The sequence below is a fragment of the Collinsella aerofaciens genome, assembly GCF_040910185.1.
In the GTDB taxonomy this organism is placed as follows: Bacteria; Actinomycetota; Coriobacteriia; order Coriobacteriales; family Coriobacteriaceae; genus Collinsella; species Collinsella aerofaciens_BF.
Genome location: NZ_JBDGBA010000001.1, coordinates 86,549 through 110,130, shown reverse-complemented (window position 1 = coordinate 110,130; position 23,582 = coordinate 86,549). Strand labels below are relative to the sequence as shown.

Sequence of the window (23,582 nt, the reverse complement as noted above, 5' to 3'; positions counted from 1 at the left end):
TGGCAGGTTTACAAGAAAGCGGGGATGAGATGGCGACGGTGTACGGTTATGCGCGGGTGAGTTCGCGCGATCAGAATCTTAATCGGCAGCTGGATGCGCTGGGCGCCTATGGCGTGGGCTCGGCGAATATTTATGCCGACCATGCGAGCGGCAAGGACTTCGATCGACCGCGTTATCGCGAGCTGCTGCACGTCCTGGGAGACGGGGACGTGCTGGTGGTGCTTTCTATCGACCGACTTGGCCGTAATTACTCCGAGATTCTTGAGGAATGGCGACGCATTACCAAGGTGCTCGGGGTTGCCATTGTGGTGTTGGATATGCCATTGCTTGACACGCGCGCCAGGGCCAGCGGCGCGCCGGATGTGACTAACACCCTGATTGCTGATATTGTGCTGCAGCTGCTGAGCTACGTGGCGCAGGTGGAGCGCGAGAATATCCATCGGCGCCAGGCGGAGGGGATTGCAGCGGCGCGGGCGCGAGGGGTCCGTTTCGGTCGACCTCGCAAGCCATGCCCTCCTCAGTTTGAGCTGGTGCGCGATAGCTATGAGGCGGGCGATATTACCCGCAGCCAGGCAGCAAAGTGCCTGGGCGTGTGCGTGGGGACGTTCGATCGCTGGATGCGCGAGGCGGGGTAGGGTTTTGCGTCGCTTTGTCGCTTCCTGTTGCGATTCAAATTTTGATACGGTGACGATGCCATTTGGGGCTACACTCGCTGATATTCAAAAAAGGAGGTTGACCCTTGGCGCGCGTAAAACAAATAATCGGATGGACCGCGATCGTTCTGTTCGCTGCAACGCTGGCGGGCATCTGGGTGCTGACGGAGCAAAATGCGGTGGAGACGTCGTTGCTGAGCGAGTCCACCGCGCGTGTGGTGGAGGGTCAGGCTACGGGCGTTCAGGCTGTCGATGCCACGGGTGAAGCTCAGGCGGAGAACGGAATGACCGGGGGCACCGATTCGGCTGCCTCGAATGTCCGGTCTGGCCGACTTGCTTCCATTCGCATGTGGGTGGGCACAAACGTCCGTCGCGTTGCCCATACCGTAGAGTTTTTCTTCGTCGGATTGTTCGCCTCCGTGGTCGTGGTTTGCTTTTCCAGGCGTCCGTGGAGCGTATGCTCCCGTTGCGTGCCCGTATTGCTCTTTTGCGCCGCCTGCTCCGTTGGCGATCAGGTGCATAAGATCTTTGTTCCCGGAAGGCATTTCGACGTTATCGATTTAGGATTCGACGCTGCGGGCTATGTCACCGCCATGCTGTCGGTATTGCTGGCGGCGGCGTTGGTGCGCCATGCGACTCGGCCGATCGGCGCCCATGCGAGGCGCTAGCCGGTAACAAACCCGTTTCTGATAATGCGACCTTGTTGAATTATTTTGTGTCGCGCGTATTTCCGAGCGGTCGGATTTGAGGGGCGAGCGGTAGAACGCTCGCCCTTTGTGCGCCACGATGCGGCACAATGTACCGCAAAAGCTGTTTGTATCCGGTACGAATCGTTCGTTGGTCTTTAATTCTTCTCAACGGAGGTGTTTGAGATGGCAAACGGATTGCTTTTGCGGCTTCGCGAGCGTGAGCTCAGCGCGAGCCCGGCGGAACGCAATGTCATCGCATATGTAAGCGCTCATCCGCACGAGGTGGTCGGGCTGTCCGTCCGCGGTCTTGCCGATGTCACGTTCTCCTCGCCCTCGAGCATTTTGCGCTTTTGCAAGCGTTTGGGTTTTGCGGGCTACAAGGAGTTCCAGCGCGAACTGATTGCCGAGCTGGCGCTCTTAGGTGACAAGAAAGACGTAGCCCTCGAGGACATCTCCATGGATGACAGCGTCGAACGCATCGTGGGGAAGGTGATGAAAAGCAACGTGCGCACGATCGAGGCGACGGCGCGAACGCTCGATTACACCGTCTTGGAGCGATGCGCGGCCCGTCTTAAGCGGGCACGCGCGGTCAATCTGTTCGGTATTGGTGCTTCTCGTTTGGTCGCGCACGACCTGGCGCAAAAGCTCATGCGTGTCGACAAAGAGTGCCATCTGTACGACGACTGGCATGATCAGCTCTTATGTGCCAAGAACATGCATGAGGGCGATATGGCAATCGCCTTTAGCTACTCGGGCTTGACGCAAGAGGTGCTGGACTGCACCGCCGAGGCTCAACGTCACAACTGTCCCGTTGTGGCCGTTACCAAAGTAGATGGATCATCCAAGCTTGCCACCATGGCCGATGCCGTGCTCGGCGTCGCTGCGAGTGAACCCTTGGTCCGCAGCGGTGCCATGGCTTCGCGTATGGCCCAGCTTATGGTTGTCGATGCCCTGTACGCTGCTTACGTTGCCAGCGACTACGAACGGGCGACGCATGTCATTAAGCAAAACTACATCGAGAAACAGGAAAGATGAGGTGAATGAAATGCTCGATTTAACAAAATTCACGACCGAACAGCGTAATCAAAGGTCAATGGACCTCGATACGATGACATCGCTGCAAATCGTCACGACGATGAACGATGAGGATCTTCGTGCCGTCCAGTCGGTCACGAAAGTGCTGCCCCAGGTTGCCACAGCAATCGACTGGGCTGCTGAGACACTCGAGCGCGGCGGGCGCGTCTTTTACATGGGCGCAGGCACCAGCGGTCGTCTGGGCGTACTCGACGCTTCGGAGTGTCCGCCCACGTTTGGCGTGTCACCCGATCTGATTGTCGGGCTCATTGCCGGAGGCGAGACGGCGTTTATCAAGGCTGTCGAAGGTGCCGAAGATAGCGATGAGCTTGGCGCGAACGACCTGCGGGAGCGTGGACTCTCGGACAAGGATCTTGTCGTTGGCCTGGCGGCAAGCGGTCGTACTCCTTATGTGGTGGGCGGCCTTGTGTACGCCAAGGCAACTGGGTGCAAGACCATTGCAATTGCCTGCAACCAAGGGTCGAAGATCGGGGAGAGCGCAGATCTTGCCATTGAGCCCGTGCCCGGTCCCGAGGTGCTGACCGGCTCAACGAGGCTCAAGGCGGGAACGGTTCAAAAGCTCATTCTCAACATGATTTCGACCGGTGCCATGGTCAAGATCGGCAAGGTATACCAAAACCTGATGGTCGATGTGCAGCAGACGAACGAGAAGTTGGTGGTGCGCGGCCAGAACATCGTGATGGAGGCGACCGGCTGCACGCGTGAGCGCGCTGTTCAGGCGCTTGCAGATGCCGGCGGCCACGTAAAAACCGCTATTGTCTCGGTACTGCTGGACTGCGATGCCGAGCAGGCTGCGTTAGCTCTTGAGCGGGCGCGAGGCCATGTCCGTGCTGCGGTGAGTGGCCATGAGAAGAGTAACGCCGATGCCCAATAGGTGCGCGGCGCGAGCTGATATGACATCCAGACGAGATACCCAATACAAGGAGGAGTTATGACGAACAAAGAGCTGGCTCAAAAGCTGCTGGACCTTTTGGGCGGTAAAGACAACGTGCTCGCAAACGCGGCGTGCATGACGCGCCTGCGCGTGACCGTCAAAGACACGGGCAACGTTGACACGGAGGGCATTAAGGCACTCGACGGCGTAATGGGCCTGGTCGAGGACGACACGATGCAGATCGTGCTGGGTCCGGGCAAGGTGAATAAGGTGCTCGAGGAGTTCTCCAAGCTCACCGGCCTTGCGAAAGGCGTTGCTGACGAGAGCGTGGTTGACGCTGCGGCCACAAACAAGGCCGCGCAGAAGGCCAAGTACGAGTCCAAGCCGGTTCAGGCCTTCCTCAAGAAGATTTCCAATGTCTTCGTCGCCCTGCTTCCCGGCATCATTGCGGCTGGCCTCATCAACGGTATCTGCAACGTCATTAACGTCTCGACGGCAGGAGCGCTTGCAGGCGAGTGGTGGTACCAGGGCATTCGTTCCATGGGCTGGGCCCTGTTTGCCTATCTGCCTATCTTGGTGGGCTATAACGCGGCACGTGAGTTTGGTGGTTCCGCTGCGCTGGGCGGCATCGCCGGCATGATGTGCATCGCCAACAGTGCCATGCCCCTGCTTGCGCCTGGCGCGGCTGATCCTGCCACTGCCATTTTGCTGCCGCTCACCAGTGCGCAGTACAACCCCGCAGCGGGCGGCATGATCGCGGCTCTCATCGCTGGCGCATTTTTTGCCTGGATGGAGCGTCAGATTCGCAAGGTTATGCCCAACGCACTCGACACGTTCTTGTCCCCGCTGCTGGTGCTCATCATCGGCGCCTTTGCTCTGATGCTCGTCATCCAGCCGGTAGGCGCATGGCTGACGACTGCCATCTTTAGCGTTTTGACCTTTATCTTCGAGAAGCTGGGCGTCCTGGGCGGCTATATCCTGTCGGCAGGCTTCTTGCCGCTGGTGTCCGTCGGCCTGCACCAGGCGCTCACGCCGATCCACGCTATGCTCAACGATCCCGACGGCGCTACCAAGGGTATCAATTACCTGCTTCCCATCCTTATGATGGCTGGCGGCGGCCAGGTCGGTGCCGGTTTGGCGCTGTACTTTAAGACCAAGAACGCCAAGCTCAAGAAGTACGTCGCAGAGTCCATTCCCGTTGGAATCCTGGGTGTGGGCGAGCCTCTGATGTATGCTGTTACGCTGCCGCTCGTTCGTCCGTTTGTGACGGCCTGCCTGGGTGCCGGATTTGGCGGCGCGCTCGCGGCGCTGCTTCACATCGGCACGGTTTCTCAGGGCGTTTCCGGTTTGTTTGGCCTGCTGATCGTCGTTCCTGGCCAGCAGCTCGGCTACGTTGCCGCTATGCTGCTTGCCTATGCCGCCGGCTTTGTCCTGACGTGGTTCTTTGGCGTCGACGAGCAGAAGATCAACGAGTTCTTTGGCGAGTAGTTTGATATTGCGAGCCGTGTTGCTCAGGGTTCGCGGCGCGCGGCAGATTTCTTGATGCTATGGTTGTGCCGGCGGGGCTAACTGCTCAGCCGGCCTTTTTTAAAGGAGCGTTGAAGCGTGAAAACGGGTATTTCGATTTATCTTTCCAGCCCATTGCAGGATATTGAGCGGACGATTGAGCGTGGTGCCGCGGCGGGTGCGCGCTATGCGTTCACCTCGCTGCATATTCCCGAGGATGGGGGAGCGGCGTATGCCGATAAGGTCCGTCATGTGCTGTCGCTGCTTTCCGCCCGCGGCATTGCGCTCATTGCCGATGTGGGGCCTCGCACGTGCGATTTGCTCGGGCTTGAGCGCATCGAGGACCTGCGCGATCTGGGATTGGAATACCTTCGTTTGGACTATGGCTTTAGCGCCCAGCGGGTCGCGGAGCTGTCCGGTGTATTTCGCATTGTGGTCAATGCATCGACGGTGAGTTCTGATGAAATCGCATCGTGGCGTGAAGCCGGCGCCGATGTGACTCGTTTTGCCGCCTGCCACAATTTTTACCCCAAGCCTTATACCGGTTTAGCTCTGGAGGACATTGCTCGGACGAATCTTCGTCTTGCGGCGCTTGGATTCGAAATCATGGCTTTTGTGCCGGGTGATGCTAACGTTCGCGGGCCGGTATTCGAGGGACTGCCGACGGTCGAGGCGCAGCGCGGTCGCGCGTCAAAGGTTGCTCTCAATATGCTTGAGCTTGCACATGGCGCCGATTGCGACATTGTGTTGGTCGGCGACCCCGATCTATCCGATGCGGGCTGGGCGCAGTTTGCTCAAGTTTCCGCCGGATACGTGGACCTGCAATGCGAGCTTGAGCCCGGTTATGCCTATGTGCGCGGGCAGATTCATCACGACCGGCCCGACTCGAGTGTCCTCATCTTTAGGTCTCAGGAGTCACGTACGAAGCTTAAGCCGGATTCCGTGCCGACGGATGCCGGAGCCGGCCTGCCGCGAAAGGCGGGGTCGATCGCTGTGAGCAATAGCGGATATGGGCGCTACGAAGGCGAGCTTGAGATTGCGCGGGTCGATCTTCCCGGTGACGAGCGCATGAACGTTGCGGGCCATATCACGCCCGAGGCAATGGAACTGCTGCCGTTTATCAAGCGCGGATTCGGGGTACGGTTCGTTTAACGTGTGACCCGCGGGCTACAATTGGCCCATCATACGAAGGCGCCTCGTGTGGCGTGTGCCTGCGTTGGCCGATCTATATTCGGAGGATTCCCATGACTGTACTGTTTGTTGAATATCCCAAGTGCTCGACCTGTAAGAAGGCCAAGGCATGGCTGGACGAACATGGGGTAGAGTATATCGATCGCGATATCGTTTTGGACAATCCCACGGCTGATGAGCTTGCGACCTGGATTGCTCGTTCGGGGCTGCCGGTGCGGCGCTTCTTTAATTCGTCGGGCATGAAATATCGAGAGCTGGGCCTGAAGGCGCGTCTGGATGCGGGCATGACGGATCAGGAGTGCTGCGAGCTGCTGGCGACCGACGGCATGCTGGTCAAGCGTCCGCTGCTGGTGGGCGACGACTTTGCGATTTCTGGGTTTAAGGAAGCGACCTGGACCGAGGTGCTGCTGTAGTGGTTGCGGAAAGTGCGTCCCGTTTTGAGCTCGGATTCCGGGACGCAGTTTCCGGTTGAAGGGGCTAGCGGAAATCGTATCCCAGTTTGAGCGCGAAATCTGGGATACGGTTTCCGTTTGGGGCCTCTAGGGGAAAGCGCGTCCCGTTCTGGACGTAAATTCCGGGATGAGCTTTCCGGTTGGCGGGCATGCGCACTATCCCGGCTGGCGGGCATATGCGCTAATCCTCAAGCTGCGCCCATTCGTGCGGATCGTAGACCTTTACGTGCTTGTTGGGCTTGCCGCTCCAGTACTCCTCGTCCATAAAGGGCAGATATGCCTGAACGCCGGGGCAGATAAAGGGAATCCGCTGCTGTTGCAGTCGCTCGCGCTGGCGCTGCTCCAGATGCGCCTCGGATATGACGGTCGGCATGCCGGACAGCTCGACGAGGCTTGCCTGGATTCGCTTAAGGTCGGGGAGTCCCGCGTGCCATGACATCCGCATGATCAAAAAGGATGCACGGCGGTATTTTGCCTGCACCACAGTAATGGCGGGGCGCAGTGTGGGATGGATTTTGTCCCGTTCGGGCCAAAGGTCGGCAGTGATCTCGAGGCCCAGGGTCTCCCATAGGTAATCAAGCTCTTCGTCCATGGCGCCTCATATCTACGCGATCATTGATACTTCGATTGTGTTGCCTGGCGCTATCGTTTTCACGGTAGAATCTGCCAACGGTTGACGGCTACCGCTCGCGGCGTTTTGCCCTTCGCGTACAGCGGTTGGCTTCACAGGTCCTTCACGGGTTGGACTAAATTAGGCCAATTTGACTGAATTTCAAAAAAGTCAAAATTGGGGCTTGCGTCACGGCGAGACTTCCCGTATATTTCTTTCTTGCGCAAAGGCACAGCCGAGCGCAGCGATGCAGTCATTGGGATGTCGTCTAATGGCAGGACAGCGGATTCTGGTTCCGTCAATGGGGGTTCGACTCCCTCCATCCCAGCCATTGCATTTGCTACATATGGCCCGTTCGTCTAGCGGTTTAGGACGCCGCCCTCTCAAGGCGGAGATCACCAGTTCGAATCTGGTACGGGCTACCAAAATTGAACGCCCGGGCCTCGTAAGAGACCCGGGTTTTGTGTATTGACCGTATATACGGCGCCTGCCGTGTTTCGCTCAGATCGAGGAGTAGCCATGGATCTGCCCATCAGCTTGCAAGACATCACGTATGCCGAGAACTATCTGGCGCAGGGCGACTTGGCTACGGCGACGCCGCTGCTGGAGCGTCTGGTGGAGCTCGCCGAGGAGTATATTGATGCTGAGTGCAAGACGGAGGAGAAGCGTCAATACTTTAGCTTCGATAGCAAGTTTGAGCGCTTGGCCTATCGCCGCGTGGAGAAGGATCCGCGCGAGCTCGTGCAGGTCGAGGTGCCGTTTGACCGCCTGTACTCTGACATGGCGTTTGCCTACATTCGCCAGCAGGATTATGTGAGCGCTCGTAATGCCCTGATGCAGGCTGTGCGTTGGGACCCCATGAACTGCAACTATCGCTTGGATTTGGCCGAGCTGTTCCGCGCACTCGAGGACAAGCAGGAATGGGCATCGCTCTCGTTCTCGGTGCTGGAGCGTGCAAGCGATGGCAAGTGCGCCGCCCGCGCTTACGCCAATCTAGGTCAGTACTTCTTGGAGCCCGAGACCGAGAACGTTTCGGCTGCCGTGGGCTGCGCGCGTCTGGCGCTGCGCCTGGCGCCCAACGATGCGCATACGACGCGCCTGCTCAACAAGATCCATACCACCTATCCGGATGCCGCTGATGAGAGCGACGACCACGTGATGGGTGAACTGGCCCTGCAAGGCGTGCCGACCTCACCTTCGGCCGAGATTGCCATCTGCCTGATTATGTGCGCGACCGATGCTGCAAGCGACGGCGACAAGCAGGAGGCGACGCGCCTGACGGTGCGTGCTCGCGACTTGGTGGGCGAGGAAGCCTGCGCGGCGATTATCAAACTGGTGCGTGAGAGCGATGCTGAGCTCAATGCCGAGCGCAAGGCTAAGCGCGAAGCTACGGGCAAGGGTTCCGATGGCGCCAAGGAGGCCGGCGATGCCCAGTAAGCGTGAACGCAAGCTCATTTCTAAGAATCGCTCGGCGCATCACGAGTACTTTATCGATGAGACGTTCGAATGCGGTATTGAACTGAGTGGCACCGAGGTCAAGTCGATTCGCGAGCGCGCCTGCCAGATCACCGATACCTTCGCGCTGATTCGCGGTGGGGAGTGCTGGCTCGTCGGCCTGCATATCCACCCTTATAGCCATGGTGGCGTGTGGAATCGCGATCCCGACCGTCGGCGTCGTCTGCTGCTGCACCGCAAGGAGATCGACTTTCTTGACGGCAAACTTCGCAACCGTGGTTATGCGCTGGTTCCGTTGGAGCTCTACTTTAATACCGACGGCCGCGTAAAGCTGCTGCTGGGTCTGGGTCGCGGCAAGAAGCTCTATGACAAGCGCGAGGACATGGCTAAGCGTGATGTCCAACGCGAGATCGACCGCGCCCTTAAGGAGCGCAACCGCTAGGCACTCTGTATAAGTTGCGGTGGAATACGGACTGTTTTGCCTGTTTGAGGGACTATTCAGTCCCTATTTCACCGCAACTGCGGGTGTCTCATCTTTCTTACTGTTCTGACACATATGTCTCAAAGGCGGCGTCCGTTATGGGTGCCGCCTTTTTTGTGGGTACATACATCCATGAGGTTCAATCCTGGGTTAGGGGAGTGATCGTTATGGACAAAACTGCGTTCTTTACCATGCCGAGTGGCCTGTACGTGGTGAGCGCTGCGGCGGACGGGCTGCGTGCCGGCTGCGTTATCAACACAGCGGTGCAGGTGACATCCGCCCCGCCGCGCATCTCAATTGCCGTGAACAAGGAAAATGTCACGTCCGGCGTAATCGCATCGGCTAAGGCCTTTGCGCTGACCGTGATCGATCAGACGGCCGACATGCTCTATATCGGTAACTTTGGCTTCCGCACCAGCAGTGGCTACGACAAGTTTGCCAAGTACGAGACCCACGAGACCGCGCTGGGCATGCCCTATGTGCCCGAGCACGCGGCGGCGCTGTTTAGCTGCCGTCTAATTGATACCGTGGATGTGGGCACGCACCTGCTCTTTATCGGCGAGGTGGAGGACGCCGAGCGCTTGAGCGGCGAGGCCCCGCTGACCTATGACTACTATCACAAGGTCTTGAAGGGCAAGACGCCGCCCAAGGCTTCGTCGTATCAAGGCTAGAAATGTTCTAAAAATACTTGCATTATATTATTGAGAATCTATACTAATAAACGAAGTACATCACCAGTCGCGTTCGAGAGGAGAACATCATGGCTGAGGAGAAGAAGACGTATAAGTTCGTGTGCACCGTTTGCGGTTACGAGGTTGAGGTCGACACGCCCGAGCTGCCCGAGGATTACGTATGCCCGGTCTGCGGCGTCGGCCCCGATGAGTTTGAGCTCGTCGAGGAGTAACTCGTAGACACACGGCGATTAGCCATACAGAGTTCTGTCCAAGGGCCCCGGTCGAATTCTCGGCCGGGGCCCTTTTGATTTATCTGACGGTTTAAAACGGCCTTACGTGTTACAGATTGAGACGTTATATCTGGACAGTCACGCCATCCCAATTACATCCCCGTTAGCAGCACGATGTCGAGAACCGTTACGATGACGCCGATCCCTACGAGCAACGCGTTGAGCGGGCGGGAGTTGGCGTATTTGCCCATGACGCGGGGCGAACTGGTGAGTCGTATGAGCACAAAGACCGTAATCGGCAACTGAAGCGACAGCAGCGCCTGACTCCAAATGAGACCCTCAAAAGGATTTGGGACGACCAGGCACGCCGCCACTGCGCCGGCGAAACAGGCCACCACCCCGATCGAGGAATGTCGGTCGTGGATGTCGTATTCCTCGTCGAACATGCCTGCGGTGATGGTGCCTGCCGCCATGCCTGCCGTCACACTACTCGAGAGGCCCGCAAACAGCAGCGCCACCGCAAAGATTGTCGAGCTTGCTGGGCCCAGAATGGGGGAGAGCGTGTCCGCTGCGACGGCGAGGTCGTCTACGACAATGCCGTGCGCAAAGAAGGTCGTTGCGGCCAGGATGACCATGGCCGAGTTGATTGCCCAGCCCACGCCCATCGAAAAGAGCGTGTCGAAGAGCTCATAGCGCAGACGCTCTTCGATAACCTGCTCGCCTTGGCCTTCGAAGTGCATGGATTGGATGACCTCGGAGTGTAGAAAGAGGTTGTGGGGCATAACGACCGCACCCAGGACACTCACGATAATCGCGGCAGAGCCAGTGGGCATACTGGGCGTGATCCAGCTTGCGGCGGCTTGCGGCCAGTCGACCTTGACTAGTGCAAGCTCGGCCAAAAACGAGAGTCCTACCACGCCTACGAAGGCGATAATCCAGCGCTCGGCACGCTTGTAGGAGCTCGTCATGAGCATCGCCATCGATACTGCTGCCACGATGACGCAGCCGGCACGCACAGGCAGTCCAAAGAGCATCTGGAGCGCAATCGCGCCGCCCAGGACTTCGGCCATGGCGGTGGCGATGGTCGCGAGATAGGCACTGGCGAGCACCGTGCGTCCAACGAAGCGGGGGAGGTAACGTGTCGTGGCCTCGGCAAGACAGGCGCCCGTGGCGATACCCAGGTGCGCCGCATTGTGCTGCAGCACAATGAGCATAATCGTGGACAGCGTGACGATCCACAGCAGCGCGTAGCCAAACTGCGAGCCGGCGGCCATGTTGGAGGCCCAGTTGCCCGGATCGATAAAGCCGACGGTCACGAGAAGCCCGGGGCCGATATGCCGTGCAATGTCTAGGCCTCCGTGACCGCCGGTGCGGTGCGAGCCAAAGTGTTGTTTGAGATGGTTGAGCATGGCTGGTTCCTACGTTGGGGTGGCGTGGCGCTGCACTTGGGTTGCGCGGCGCCACGCCCTGGGTTTAGGTTTGGGCTACTTGTGCGCCTTGCCTTGGTTGGCCACGGCGTCGATCTTGGCGGCGATGGTCGCCGGGTCGCCGATGTAGCGCTTGTCGAGGACGTTGAAATCGGCATCGAAGGTGTAGACGAGCGGCACGCCGGTGGGGATGTTGACCTTGAGGATCTCCTCGGGCGTGAGGTGCTCGAACTTCATGACGAGAGAGCGCAGGGAGTTGCCGTGTGCGGCGATGAGTACGCGCTTGCCGGCGAGCATCTGGGGGCGAATCTCGTCTTCGAAATAAGGCCAGGCACGGGCTATCGTGTCCTTGAGGCACTCGGTGTAGGGCAGCTGGTCGGGTGCGACATCACGGTATTGCTCCTGGGTGTGGGGATCGCGCGCGTCGTTCGGCTCGAGTGCCGGCGGGCAGATATCGAAGGAGCGGCGCCAGATGAGCACCTGTTCGTCGCCGTGCTCCGCCGCGGCATCGGCCTTGTTGAGACCCTGCAACGCGCCGTAGTGGCGCTCGTTGAGCTTCCAGGATTTGATGACGGGCAGCCACTCGCGATCCATTTGGCCGAGCACGATGTTGAGGGTGTGGATCGCGCGCTTGAGGCGCGAAGTGTAGCAGACGTCAAAGTCGAAACCGGCTTCTTTGAGGGCTCGACCGCCTGCGGCGGCTTCTTCGCGGCCCGTGTCGGTGAGCTCTGCGTCGGTCCAGCCGGTGAACAGGTTGAGTTTGTTCCACTCCGACTCTCCGTGGCGGATAAGGACGAGTTGGATCGTCTGTTGGTCTGTCTGGTTTGCCATAGGGGCCTCCTTAATGTGGCACGGCATGCGTGCCGTTTGCTTGACGCCGCAAAGGATACTCGTTTTTGGCTTAAAAGTTAACCATGTCTAACAAAATGTTGTATTTGAATAGGATGGTGCAGGGGGCTGCCGAAATGTCTCGATCTGTAACAACTAGGGATGGAAATTGGGTCTTACTGTTACAGATTGAGATGTTTGAAGAGGTGAGTTTGCAGGCCGAACTTGGGGCCTATGTTGTCGCCCTTGAGGTCGGCGGTGTCCACTCGTAGGGCGTGCGTTACGCGATTGTTTCGAAACGGGTGGGAAACACAACAGGCCGGCGATGCTCCTAGTATGCCTATTCAACTGACTGTCTAAATATCTAGGGGAGGATCGCGATGCAGGCAGATTCCGCTCAGCAGCAGGGCCTTTATCGCCCCGAATTCGACCACGATGCATGTGGCATCGGCGCGCTTGCCGATATCAACGGCGAGCGCCATCACCAGATTCTGGACGATGCGCTGTCCATTCTGGTCAACTTGGAGCACCGCGGCGGTACGGGACTCGAGAAGAATACCGGCGACGGCGCCGGCATCCTGTTTCAGGTCCCGCATCACTTTTTCCGCAAAGAGGCTCAAAAGTGCGGCCAGATTCTGCCGGCAGAGGGCGACTATGGCGTGGCCATGCTGTTCTTCCCGCAGGACGACAAGGGCGTAGAGGATGCCCGTCGCGTGTTTGAGGAGGGCTGCGCCGAGGCCGGCGTGCCGCTGCTCTTTTGGCGCGAGGTGCCCGTCGACCCGCACGACCTGGGCGAGACGGCCCGCGCCTGCATGCCTACCATCCTGCAGGCCTTTCTGGGCCGCCCCGACGACACGCCGGCCGGCGACGCATTCGAGCGCCGCCTGTACGTGTGCCGCCGCACCATCGAAAAGAAGGCCGACGCTGAGTTCGCCCTGCGCGACAAGATCTTCTATGTGTGCTCCATGAGCTCGCGCACCATCGTGTACAAGGGCATGCTTGTGGCCACGCAGATGCGCCGTTTCTTCATCGACCTCAACGACGCCGCCGTCAAAACGGCCGTGGCGCTCGTCCACTCGCGCTACTCCACCAACACCACGCCCAGCTGGGAGCGCGCACATCCCAACCGCTTTATCATCCACAACGGCGAGATCAATACCCTCAAGGGCAACGTCAACTGGATTCGCGCCCGCGAACCCAACCTGTACAGCCCCGTGCTGCAGCACGATCTTGAGCGCGTGATGCCCATCATCAACCGCGAGGGCTCCGACTCCGCGATTCTGGACAATGTGCTTGAGTTTTTGGTCATGAACGGTCGTTCGCTCACGCGTGCCGCATCCATGCTGCTGCCCGAGCCGTGGGACCACAACGACAGCCTGAGTGAGGAGCGCCGCGCCTACGACGCTTACCAGTCCATGCTCATGGAGCCGTGGGATGGCCCGGCGGCCATCGCCTTTACCGACGGTCGCACGCTGGGTGCCGCCCTCGACCGTAACGGCCTGCGTCCCGCCCGCTACTATGTGACGCGCGACGGTCGCTTTATGCTGGCGAGCGAGGTGGGCACCATCGAGGTGAGCCCCGAGAACATCCTGACGAGCGGCTGCCTGGGACCGGGCCAGATGCTCGAGGTCGACTTTGCCCGCGGGCGCGTCATCTGCAACGATGAGCTGCGTGCCCGTTACGCCAAGGAAAAGCCCTACCGTGATTGGATTGCCGAGGAGACGTTGACCGTTGGCGCGCTCGATGAGCCCGTTGCGGCAACGCCCGCCGAGGACGCCGAGGTGCCCGCCGCCGTGCGTATGGCCAAGCTTGGCTACCACTGGGATGACGTCGACGAGGTCGTGCGTCCCATGGCCCAGCAGGGCAAGGCACCGCTCGCTTCGATGGGCATCGATGCGCCGCTGGCCTGCCTGTCCAAGAAGACGCGCTCGTTCTACGACTATTTCTATCAGCTGTTCGCTCAAGTCACGAACCCGCCGATCGACGCCCTTCGCGAGCATATGGTCACCTCGACCACGCTCTACCTGGGCAACCACGGCAACCTGCTCGAGGACTCCCGTACGGCCTGCCAGCTGGTGCGCCTGGAGCGTCCGCTGCTGAGCGAGGAGGAGTTTGACCGCATCTGCGCCATCGACCGCGTGGGCTTTAAGACCCGCCGTTTCCGTGCCGTCTACCGCTGCGATGCCGGCGAGGGCGCGCTGCAGGCTGCGCTCAAGCAGCTTGCCGAAGACGTCGAGGCTGCGGTTCGCGATGGCGTGAACATCGTGGTGCTGAGCGATCGCGCCGGAGCGGGCGAGGTGCCCGTGCCGTCGCTGCTCGCCGTGGGCTGCGTGCACAACCACCTGATCCGTGCCGGCGTGCGCACCTTTGCCGATATCGTGGTGGAGTGCGGCGATGCCGTGTCTCCACACGACTTTGCGGCGCTGGTGGGCTACTCCGCAAGCGGCATCTACCCGTACAACGCGCATGCGTGCATCCGCGACTTGGCGGCGCACGGCGATCTGGACGTGACAGCCGAGCAGGGCATCGCCAACTACAACAAGGCCGCGACGGCGGGCATCGTCTCCATCATGTCCAAGATGGGCATCTCCACGGTGCAGAGCTACCACTCCGCGCAAATCTTTGAGGCCGTTGGCTTTACGCCGGAGTTCGTCAACGCGTACTTCGCCGGCACGGTGAGCCGTGTGGGCGGTATGGGTGTCGAGGACGTTGAGCGCGAGCAAAACGAGCGTTACGACGCCGCGCTCGCTATCCTTAAGAGCCCGGCTCCCGATCAACTGCCCACGCTGGGCCTGACCAAGTGGCGCCCGCTCGGCGGCGAGGATCACCTCATCGATCCGCAGACTGTCTACTTGCTGCAGACCGCCTGCCGTGAGGACAGCTACAACACCTTTAAGGAGTACAGCGCCCGCCTGCACCGCACCGGCCGTGCCGTGCGCCTGCGCGACCTGCTGGACTTTGATGCCAGCGGCCGCACTCCGGTGGCACTCGACGAGGTCGAGCCCGCGCTCAACATCGTCCGCCGCTTTAACACCGGCGCTATGTCGTATGGCTCCATCAGCAAAGAGGCACACGAGTGCATGGCCATCGCCATGAACCGCCTACACGGCCGTTCCAACTCCGGCGAGGGCGGCGAGGATCCGCGTCGCGAGACCCCGTTGGCCAACGGTGACTCCAAGAACTCCGCCATCAAACAGGTGGCAAGTGCGCGCTTTGGCGTGACGAGCCGCTATCTGTGCAGCGCCTTTGAGATTCAAATTAAGATGGCCCAGGGCGCCAAGCCCGGCGAGGGCGGCCACCTGCCCGGCAAGAAGGTCTACCCCTGGATCGCCGAGGTCCGTCAGTCCACGCCCGGTATCGGCCTGATCTCGCCTCCGCCGCACCACGACATCTACTCCATCGAGGACCTGGCAGAGCTGATCTTTGACCTTAAGAACGCCAACCCCGGCGCGCGCGTGTCGGTCAAGCTGGTCAGCGAGGCCGGCGTCGGCACCATCGCCACTGGTGTTGCCAAGGGCGCTGCCGACAAGATTTTGATCAGCGGCCACAACGGCGGCTCGGGTGCCGCTGTTCGCGATTCCATTTGGCACGCCGGTCTGCCGCTGGAGCTCGGTCTTGCCGAGGCCCAGCAGACGCTGCTGCAAAACGGCCTGCGCTCGCGCGTGGTGCTCGAGGCCGACGGCAAGCTCATGGACGGCACTGACGTCGCCGTCGCCTGCCTGCTGGGTGCCGAGGAGTTTGGCTTTGCGACCATGCCGCTCATCTCGATGGGCTGCCTCATGCAGCGCGACTGCCAGCAGGATACCTGCCCCGCCGGCATCGCTACGCAAAACTGCCGCCTGCGTCGCGGCTTCCGCGGCAAGCCAGAGCACGTCGAACGCTTTATGCTCTTTGTTGCCGAGCAGCTGCGCGAGGTCATGGCGAGCCTGGGCTTCCGCACCGTCGACGAGATGGTCGGCCATCCCGAGTGCCTGCGCCAGATCGAGGTCCCGGGCAACCGCAAGGCCAACCTGCTCGATCTATCGCCCGTGCTGGCGAGCGCGACCTGTGAGTTTGGTGCCCACATCCCGGGTGCCGACGGTCGCCACTTCCTGCCCCAGATGGCTGCGGACAGCGAGCTCGACAAGACGCTCGATTCCACGCTGTTTGTGCCCTATACGGCCGATGCCCGTGCGCACCTGCGCCCGATTCGCTTCCGCGCCGACATCGCCAACGTCAACCGCTGCGTGGGCACCATCTTGGGCAACGCGGTGACCAAGGCGCATCCCGAGGGCCTGCCCGCCGGCTCCATCACCATCGATTGCGATGGTTCGGCCGGTCAGAGTTTTGGCACGTTCCTGCCGCGCGGCATAACGCTCAACGTGTGCGGCGACGCCAACGACTACTTTGGTAAGGGCCTTTCGGGCGGCGAGGTGTCGGTGCGCCCCAACCCGCATGCGACCTACAAGTTCGACGAGAACATCATCGTGGGCAACGTTGCTTTCTTTGGCGCTACGAGTGGCCGCGGCTTCATTAACGGCCTGGCCGGCCAGCGCTTTGGCGTACGCAACTCCGGTGCCACGGTGGTGGTCGAGGGCTGCGGCAACCATGGCTGCGAGTACATGACGGGAGGTCTGGCGCTCATCTTGGGCGAGGTCGGGCAGAACTTCGCCGCCGGCATGACGGGCGGCGTGGCTTACGTCTTTGACCAGTACGGCACGCTCGATGCCCGTGTGAACCACGAGAGCGTTGAGCTTAAAGCCCCGACGGCCGGTGAGCTTGCGCAGATTCGTGCGCTCATCCAGGAGCACGTGGACGCGACGCAGAGCCCGCGCGGTATTAAGCTGCTCTACAGCTTTGAGACGATGAGCAAGCACTTTGTGAAGGTCATTCCAACCGAGTACGAGCGCGTGCTGGCGATTGTCGCCGCCGCCGAGGCCGTGGGCAAGACGCATGCGCAGGCCGAGGAGCTGGCGTTTGACATTGTGACCGGCCGCGCGAGTGCCGCGGATGTCGCTCGCTTTGATGTGGCGGGTGGTGTCGCTGGCGCTGCGCCCGCCACCGCCAGCTCTGTTGCTTCGACCAAGAAGGAGGCGTAAGTGCCATGGGTAAGCCCGGTGCTTTTCTTGATATCGATCGCGTGACCCACGAGCTGCGCCCCGTGGAGGAGCGCAGCCGCGATTTCGATCCGCTGTACGTGGAGCTCGACGACGATGCGCGCCGTGCCCAGGCGAGCCGCTGCATGATGTGCGGTGTGGCGTTTTGTCAGATGGGCGCGAGCTTTGGCAAGGCACGCCCGAGCGGCTGCCCACTGCACAACCTGATTCCCGAGTGGAATGAGCTGGTGTACCGCGGCCGCTGGGATGAGGCTACCGAGCGCCTGTCGCTCACCTCGCCCATGCCCGAGTTCACGAGTCGCGTGTGCCCGGCGCTGTGCGAGGCCGCATGCAACCTGGGCTCGGTCGATGGCCAGCCCACGACGATCCATGACAACGAGCGCGCGATTAGCGACCATGAGTGGGCCAACGGCGGTCCGCACCGCTTTGAGCCGGCAGGGGAGGGTGCACCCACGGTTGCCGTGGTGGGCTCCGGTCCCGCTGGTCTGGTGGCAGCATGGGAGCTTGCGCGTCGTGGGGCCCGCGTGACGGTGTTTGAGCGCGACGACCGTCCGGGCGGCCTGCTCATGTACGGCATTCCCAACATGAAGCTCGAGAAGTCCGTGGTCGAGCGCCGCGTGGCGCTCATGCGCGAGCTGGGCATTGTGTTTGAGCTGGGTGCTGACGTGAATGATCCTGCGGTGGCTGCCAAGCTCGACGACTTCGATGCCGTTGTGGTGGCTGCCGGCGCCCGTGCTCCGCGTGGGCTTTCGGCTGCGAACATTGATGCCCCGGGCGTAGTGTATGCCGTGGACTACCTGACGGCTTCGACCGTCTCGGTGCTCGATGGCGGCGAGCCCGCGGTGAACGCGCGCGGCCTGGACGTTGTGGTCATTGGCGGTGGCGATACCGGCAACGACTGCGTGGGTACCGCGGTGCGCCAAGGGGCGCGCAGCGTGCGCCAGTTTGAGTTCTTGCCGGCTGCGCCCGATAAGCGCGCGGCGAGCAACCCCTGGCCGCAGTGGCCCAACATTAAGAAGACCGACTACGGCCAGCAGGAGGCTATTGCTGCGATGGGCGGCGAGATGCGTGCCTGGGGCGTGGATACGCTCGAGGTGCTGCTGGACAAGAAGGGTGCGGCTGCGGGTCTGCGCGTGGTCGATTTGGACTGGTCGGCGGGAAAGCCCGAGCGCATCGCGGGCTCCGAGCACGAGGTACCGGTGCAGCTGGTGCTCATCGCCTGCGGCTTTACGGGCCCAGAGCACGGTGTGTTCGACGCCGTTGGCGTGCCCGTTGCCACTGCTGGTCGTCCGCTGCCTGTGATGGCCGCCGAGGGCTCGCATCTTGCGGCGCGTGTCGACGGCGTCGCCGCGGATGCCGCGCCGGTGTATGTTGCCGGTGACGCTCGTAACGGCAGCTCGCTCGTGGTGAACGCTATGGCCGACGCCCTGGCCTGCGCAGCCGAAGTCGCCGAGGCGCTGGAGCTGTAAGGCGGCTGTCCACAGCTGAATCGACAAGGGCTGTCCCCAACGGCTGGCCCAAATGGAACGTCCCCAAGTGCCGGCAGCTGGGGACGTTCCTTATGTGCCGGCATTCGGGGACACTCCTTGCGGGTTTGCGACCGATTTGTTCGTTTGCCGACGTACGGGTGTTCATTTGTCGACTTCTTGGGCTGTGGTCACCTGTTGTTTCTGTGGTGGCTACGGGCATCTGGCTCAAAAGAGCGGGTTGGCCGTCTATGTTTACCTGCGGTTTTGTTGCGGCGCGCATATTCGGTCAAGTGTCCCGTCAAGTGTTTGGTCAGCAGTTGGTTTGCAGCCGGCGGCCTATTTTGTCCGTGCTGACAGTGGCTGCCCACCCTCCTCGTAAGCTCAAATTGAGGTTCATCAGTTTGAGGAGGATGCCGTGACTGACCACGTTTTAGACCGAGCTCATCTGGCCGAAGCCGTCGGCAACGATATTGCCGACATGGCCCATTTTTGGATGCTGCGGAAGTTTCAGTTTTTGGAGCCGGCGCGCGAGCAGTTTGAGATTATTGTCGACCCGTGGCTCAGCTATCGCACCGAGCCTTCCCAAAACGAAATCATGGCCTACAACATGGCGTTTACCGATTGGCTGCTCTTCGAGCGCCCCTATCGCCATGGCAAGACGCTGCTCGAGCTGTATGTTGATGAGCCGCCGGCATCGCTTTCGCCTGCCTCGCTTAAGCGGCTCGAGCAGGTGCGCGACACACAGTATTTCTCGCGCTTTGGCATTTTGGACAAGGATCCTGCGAACGGCATGGTTGCGCTGAAGGATACGCGCGCCGACCTTCGCTTTGATGTCTACGACCCGCATATCGTGCAAAAGGAGCATTGGAGCGACGGCGCGATCGCGGTGCGCCTCGCCTGCGTCGACGATGTCTGGCTGACGGCGGGACAGCTCTATCTGTATGACATCGCGCGCCTGAGTGACACGGCGGTCGATGGACCGGGTGCGGTGCATCCCGAGGATCTGCAGGACGGCTTTGACACCTCGTGCGTCAGCTTCTTTTTGCGCCTGGTCCGCGACATCATGGGTGCTCAGGGGCGGTACGTGAAGTCGCTTAACATCTACGAGTAGGAGTGGGAGTAGGGGATGTGGCTGGTGTCGCCCTGCTGCCCTGACTTTGTCTCAATCTGTAACGTTTAGGGACAAAAACCGGTCTACCTGTTACAGATCGAGACGAACGCTTGGGCGCCGCTGGTTTGTCTAAATCTGTAACGTTTGGGGGCCTGGAGAACGTCTAACTGTTACAGATCGAGACGTTTGGCACCTGGCTGGGGGAATGTCTCAATCTGTAACATCTACAGGCCAAAACTCGACCTACCTGTTACAAATTGGGACAAAAGTTGGACGCGGTGTCGAAAGATCTCGATCTGTAACATCTAGCGGCCAAAAATCGGTCTTCCTGTTACAGATCAAGACATTTGTCGGCGGCGGCAACAGCGACGATGGCCCATTTCTCCGATGTGGTGGTGATAGAAGTGTCTAATACCGTTCTTAAACACAAGCATGCAACACGTAACACCTTGGCGCGGAATAGGATGCTTGCCAGGCTCACGAAGGCGGCTGAACAAGGCGTGCTGTTTGTGACACACGACAATGCCGAGCTCATGTGGCTGCGACGCCATGTTGGAACCGACGATATCGCGGAGCCCGATCCGTACCTGTTCTGTTTTCAGCATGATTGGGATGCATTGACGCCGGCGGAGCGAGCGCTGAGGACTATCAGGGGGCTTGCGGAATTTCATCCCGATTGGGCGTTTTGGGGCTATGACGCGGCGCTTTTGTGGGGTTTGGAGGTGCCGAATGATCTGCTCGGGCCGCGCTTTCTTGTTAAGACGGGTTGTTCGGTGACGTTGAGCAGCGGGTGCAGGTTGTTGCGTCCGCAGATGGCGGGCGCGCTCGAGCGTGTTGATGGCGTGCGGGTGACGTCGTTTTGGCGCACGGTAGAGGATTGCTTACTGCGTGCGCCGTTCTCCTACGGGTTGGCGATTGCCGATTCTGCACTGCGGGCGAAAGGCGTATCACGTTGGGATTTGTGCGAGCGCCTCCGCGCCGATTGCGAGGGCAGGCGAGGGTATCGCAGGGCACAGGTGATTGCGTCGTATGCGGACGGGCTGTCCGAAAACGGCGGCGAGTCTCGGTTCCGAGCGTTCTTTATTGCGTACGGCTTTCCAGTTCCGGAGTTGCAGGTTGAGTTTCGCGACCCGCTCGATCCGAGCCAAGTGTTTCGCGTCGACTATTTTTGGCAGCTCGAGGACGGGACGTGTGTCATCGGCGAGCTCGACGGAAAGGGGAAGTACACCCTGCAGAGCGGCGGGGGCCGGGAGTCGGTAGACCCATTCGTGGCAGAGCGTCAGCGGGAATCTCATCTGACAATGCTCGGGCACAAGGTGCTTCGGTTTACGTTTGATGAGCTCAAGAATCCGGGGAAGCTGGTTGAGAAGATGAGGTTGGCGGGTATTCCGCGACGGCCCGATTTGGCTGAGGAGTGGAGACGTCAGTGGTATGGGCGCTGAGAGGTTTTGTCTCGATCTGTAACGTTTAGAAGTTGTTTGAGTTCGTAATTGTTACAGATCGAGACAAACCGGTGAAACTTCGACCGAATGTCTCGATCTGTAACATCAGGGGGCCCAATAACCCAGTACCTGTTACAGATTGAGACATTTCCCTGGTGTCGCTAGGGTGGGACTGCAGCGTATTCCGTCTCCCACATCCCCTCTTCCCTCCGTTAACCGACGCGTCAGCAGCAATCCAGCGGGACTAGGTGATAATGGACAAATGTTCATGTTAATCGTGAGGGAGGAGCTCGATATGGCGTCTGCCGATCGTTCCACGTTGTTTATCAATGCGACCGTCCTGGATGGTTCGGAACATATGGAGCCGCAACCCGATATGGCCGTGACTGTTGAGCGCGGAGTCATCACATGGATGGGGCCGAGTGCTGTGGCGCAGGCGCCTGCGGGTGCCGAGGTTGTCGACCTGGCAGGTGCGTATCTCATGCCAGGCCTCATCAATATGCACGTGCACCTGTGTGGCTCGGGCAAGCCTGTCTCGGCCGGCGATGCGGGCGCGCTGATGAAGAAGCTCGATAATCCCGTGGGCCGTGCCATCGTCCGCCGCATCCTCAAGGGCAGTGCCCAGCAACAGCTGGCAAGTGGCGTGACCACGGTGCGCGGCGCGGGCGACCCACTGTTTGCCGATCTTGCCGTGCGCGATGCTATCGATGCCGGCAAGTATCAAGGTCCTCGCCTGGTGGCGCCGGGAACGGGCGTCACGGTGCCGGGCGGCCATGGTGCAGGCTTGTTCGCCCAGGTGGCAAACAGTCCCGCCGAGGCAGCCGAACAGGTGCGCGACCTGTATGCGCGCGGTGCCGACGTCATCAAGCTGTTCGTAACGGGCGGTGTGTTCGACGCGACCGAGGTGGGCGAGCCGGGCGTGCTGCGCATGCCGGTGGAGGTTGCCGCGGCGGCGTGCAAGGCGGCGCACGAGGTTGGCCTTCCGGTCATGGCCCATGTCGAGAGCACCGAAGGTGTGAAGGCCGCGCTTGAGGCCGGCGTTGACACGATTGAGCACGGCGCTCCGTTGACGCCCGAGATCCTGGAACTGTACCGCGGTGCCGCGGGTACGCAGCTTGAGGGGCGTGCGCCGAGTGTGACCTGCACCATCAGCCCGGCGCTGCCGTTTGTGTTGCTCGACCCGGAAAAGACCCATTCGACCGATACGCAAAAGAAGAACGGCGACATCGTGTGCTCGGGCATCATCGAGAGCGCTCGTGCCGCACTGGAAGCTGGTGTTAGGGTGGGCCTGGGCACGGACTCGAGCTGCCCGTTCGTGACGCAGTACGACATGTGGCGTGAGGTGGCCTATTTTGCCAAGTACGTAGGCGTGAGCAATGCCTTCGCGCTGCATACGGCCACGCAGGTCAATGCCGAGCTGCTGGGGCTGGGCGGCGAGACCGGCACAATCGAGTGCGGCAAGGCCGCCGATATCCTGGTGACGCGCAAGAATCCGCTCGATGACCTGTGCGCCCTGCGTGAGCCGACGCACGTGATGTGCCGCGGTGATCTGGTGCGCAAACTCAAGGTGAAGCGTATTCCCGAGGTGGACGCCGAGCTCGACACGATTATGGCCATGCCAGCCGAGGCGTTGGCCGAGGAGCTTGCCCGCGATGGCGTGGCGTAAGCGCGCGATATGGCGATGCGACAAAGGGACAATCCTTTTGTCATAATCAGAAAAAGCCGAGGTCCCAGTGCGAGGCCTCGGCTTTTATTTGTCCCATGGTATGGCGGCTATGAGCGCGTCTCCATCTTGGCATGGCACTTGGGGCAGGTGACGCGGATCTTGCCTTTGCCCTTGGGGACGGAGAGCATCTGGCCGCAGTTGGGGCACTTGAGGTATGCCGTGGTCTTGCGACCCTTCCACATCTTCTTGGCCGTGCGCTTGGCACGCTCAAAGTCTTCCTTACTGGTGCCGGCTGCGCGTGAGGTGCTAGCCGCTGCAGCGCCGCCGCCCAAGCTGGCGACGAACTTGCCCAAGCCGGGAACATTGGCGGTCGTGGCGACAAAGGCCTCGTTTTCCTTGCGACGTGCATCGATATTTTTGGACAGGCCGCGCAGCACGCCAATCACGATTACGGCGATGGCAATCCAGCTGAGCCACTGGATACGAGCCATCGAACCGATCATGGCGATGATAATGCCTGCGAAGCCCATCACGATGGTGAGTTCGTCAGCGCCATTGCGGCCCTTCATAAAGTCATTCATGCAAATTGCCTTTCATTCGATATGCCGCACGCCTTTATACCCGATTTAGAGC

At 60.5% G+C, this 23,582-nt stretch carries 20 protein-coding genes and 2 tRNA genes; 18 read left to right on the top strand and 4 right to left on the bottom strand.

Annotated features, from left to right (window positions below; all coding sequences use genetic code 11):
* Positions 1–29: 29 nt before the first annotated feature.
* The 7 genes from AB5Z54_RS00410 to AB5Z54_RS00380 all read left to right on the top strand — a co-directional run bounded on the left by AB5Z54_RS00410 (position 30) and on the right by AB5Z54_RS00380 (position 6,421).
* Positions 30–635 carry a recombinase family protein gene (locus AB5Z54_RS00410; RefSeq protein ID WP_195919687.1) on the top strand — a complete coding sequence of 202 codons (606 nt, stop codon included), beginning with the start codon at positions 30–32 and terminating at the stop codon, positions 633–635.
* A 104-nt stretch (positions 636–739) separates the two neighbouring features.
* Positions 740–1,321 carry a VanZ family protein gene (locus AB5Z54_RS00405; protein ID WP_346979660.1) on the top strand — a complete coding sequence of 194 codons (582 nt, stop codon included), beginning with the start codon at positions 740–742 and terminating at the stop codon, positions 1,319–1,321.
* Positions 1,322–1,525: 204 nt separating this feature from the next.
* Positions 1,526–2,377, top strand: a complete 852-nt coding sequence (locus AB5Z54_RS00400) for a MurR/RpiR family transcriptional regulator (protein ID WP_055310345.1) — start codon at positions 1,526–1,528, stop codon at positions 2,375–2,377.
* Between the two features lie 10 nt (positions 2,378–2,387).
* Positions 2,388–3,311, top strand: a complete 924-nt coding sequence (murQ, locus tag AB5Z54_RS00395) for an N-acetylmuramic acid 6-phosphate etherase (protein ID WP_346979661.1) — start codon at positions 2,388–2,390, stop codon at positions 3,309–3,311.
* A 57-nt stretch (positions 3,312–3,368) separates the two neighbouring features.
* Complete coding sequence (locus AB5Z54_RS00390) at positions 3,369–4,799, top strand: PTS transporter subunit EIIC (RefSeq protein ID WP_117757888.1); 1,431 nt, start codon at positions 3,369–3,371, stop codon at positions 4,797–4,799.
* Positions 4,800–4,916: 117 nt separating this feature from the next.
* On the top strand, positions 4,917–5,969 hold the full coding sequence (locus tag AB5Z54_RS00385) for a MupG family TIM beta-alpha barrel fold protein (protein ID WP_346979662.1): 1,053 nt from the start codon (positions 4,917–4,919) through the stop codon (positions 5,967–5,969).
* A gap of 92 nt (positions 5,970–6,061) precedes the next feature.
* Entirely contained in the window at positions 6,062–6,421 is a 360-nt protein-coding gene (locus tag AB5Z54_RS00380) for an arsenate reductase family protein (protein ID WP_368159635.1), read from the top strand.
* Positions 6,422–6,641: 220 nt separating this feature from the next.
* Here the strand turns inward: AB5Z54_RS00380 and AB5Z54_RS00375 are convergent, their stop codons facing one another.
* Positions 6,642–7,052, bottom strand: a complete 411-nt coding sequence (locus AB5Z54_RS00375) for a hypothetical protein (protein ID WP_271746478.1) — start codon at positions 7,050–7,052, stop codon at positions 6,642–6,644.
* Between the two features lie 275 nt (positions 7,053–7,327).
* On the opposite strand from AB5Z54_RS00375, the gene AB5Z54_RS00370 reads away from it, so the two are divergent.
* From AB5Z54_RS00370 to AB5Z54_RS00345, 6 genes are all read left to right on the top strand, one after another.
* Positions 7,328–7,401, top strand: a tRNA-Gln gene (locus tag AB5Z54_RS00370).
* A gap of 17 nt (positions 7,402–7,418) precedes the next feature.
* Positions 7,419–7,495 (top strand) — tRNA-Glu (locus AB5Z54_RS00365).
* Between the two features lie 94 nt (positions 7,496–7,589).
* Positions 7,590–8,507, top strand: coding sequence for a tetratricopeptide repeat protein (locus AB5Z54_RS00360; RefSeq protein WP_368138124.1), 918 nt, complete (start codon positions 7,590–7,592; stop codon positions 8,505–8,507).
* Positions 8,497–8,967 carry an SsrA-binding protein SmpB gene (gene smpB / locus AB5Z54_RS00355; RefSeq protein WP_006235325.1) on the top strand — a complete coding sequence of 157 codons (471 nt, stop codon included), beginning with the start codon at positions 8,497–8,499 and terminating at the stop codon, positions 8,965–8,967. Before AB5Z54_RS00360 ends, smpB begins: the two co-directional genes overlap by 11 nt.
* Positions 8,968–9,173: 206 nt before the next feature.
* Positions 9,174–9,677 carry a flavin reductase family protein gene (locus AB5Z54_RS00350; protein ID WP_368138125.1) on the top strand — a complete coding sequence of 168 codons (504 nt, stop codon included), beginning with the start codon at positions 9,174–9,176 and terminating at the stop codon, positions 9,675–9,677.
* Between the two features lie 89 nt (positions 9,678–9,766).
* Positions 9,767–9,910, top strand: coding sequence for a rubredoxin-like domain-containing protein (locus tag AB5Z54_RS00345; RefSeq protein WP_006235327.1), 144 nt, complete (start codon positions 9,767–9,769; stop codon positions 9,908–9,910).
* Between the two features lie 152 nt (positions 9,911–10,062).
* Here AB5Z54_RS00345 and AB5Z54_RS00340 read toward each other — a convergent pair whose 3' ends face one another.
* Positions 10,063–11,319, bottom strand: coding sequence for an Nramp family divalent metal transporter (locus tag AB5Z54_RS00340; protein ID WP_368159632.1), 1,257 nt, complete (start codon positions 11,317–11,319; stop codon positions 10,063–10,065).
* A 75-nt stretch (positions 11,320–11,394) separates the two neighbouring features.
* A complete protein-coding gene (gene gpmA / locus AB5Z54_RS00335; RefSeq protein WP_215674104.1) occupies positions 11,395–12,168 on the bottom strand; it encodes a 2,3-diphosphoglycerate-dependent phosphoglycerate mutase in 774 nt (257 codons plus the stop codon).
* Between the two features lie 377 nt (positions 12,169–12,545).
* On the opposite strand from gpmA, the gene gltB reads away from it, so the two are divergent.
* The 5 genes from gltB (at position 12,546) to AB5Z54_RS00310 (ending at position 22,949) form a co-directional block, all read left to right on the top strand.
* The gene (gene gltB / locus AB5Z54_RS00330) at positions 12,546–17,243 is read left to right on the top strand and encodes a glutamate synthase large subunit (protein ID WP_368159628.1); all 4,698 of its coding nucleotides are present in this window, start codon (positions 12,546–12,548) and stop codon (positions 17,241–17,243) included.
* 5 nt (positions 17,244–17,248) lie between these two features.
* Positions 17,249–18,730, top strand: a complete 1,482-nt coding sequence (locus AB5Z54_RS00325) for a glutamate synthase subunit beta (protein ID WP_368159626.1) — start codon at positions 17,249–17,251, stop codon at positions 18,728–18,730.
* A gap of 415 nt (positions 18,731–19,145) precedes the next feature.
* Positions 19,146–19,841 (top strand): hypothetical protein, encoded by a 696-nt coding sequence (locus tag AB5Z54_RS00320; RefSeq protein ID WP_368159623.1) that lies wholly within the window; start codon positions 19,146–19,148, stop codon positions 19,839–19,841.
* Between the two features lie 404 nt (positions 19,842–20,245).
* A complete protein-coding gene (locus AB5Z54_RS00315; protein ID WP_368159621.1) occupies positions 20,246–21,283 on the top strand; it encodes a hypothetical protein in 1,038 nt (345 codons plus the stop codon).
* Positions 21,284–21,551: 268 nt separating this feature from the next.
* A complete protein-coding gene (locus AB5Z54_RS00310) occupies positions 21,552–22,949 on the top strand; it encodes an amidohydrolase family protein (protein ID WP_368159619.1) in 1,398 nt (465 codons plus the stop codon).
* A 107-nt stretch (positions 22,950–23,056) separates the two neighbouring features.
* Here the strand turns inward: AB5Z54_RS00310 and AB5Z54_RS00305 are convergent, their stop codons facing one another.
* Entirely contained in the window at positions 23,057–23,530 is a 474-nt protein-coding gene (locus AB5Z54_RS00305; RefSeq protein WP_368140560.1) for a hypothetical protein, read from the bottom strand.
* Positions 23,531–23,582: the final 52 nt, after the last annotated feature.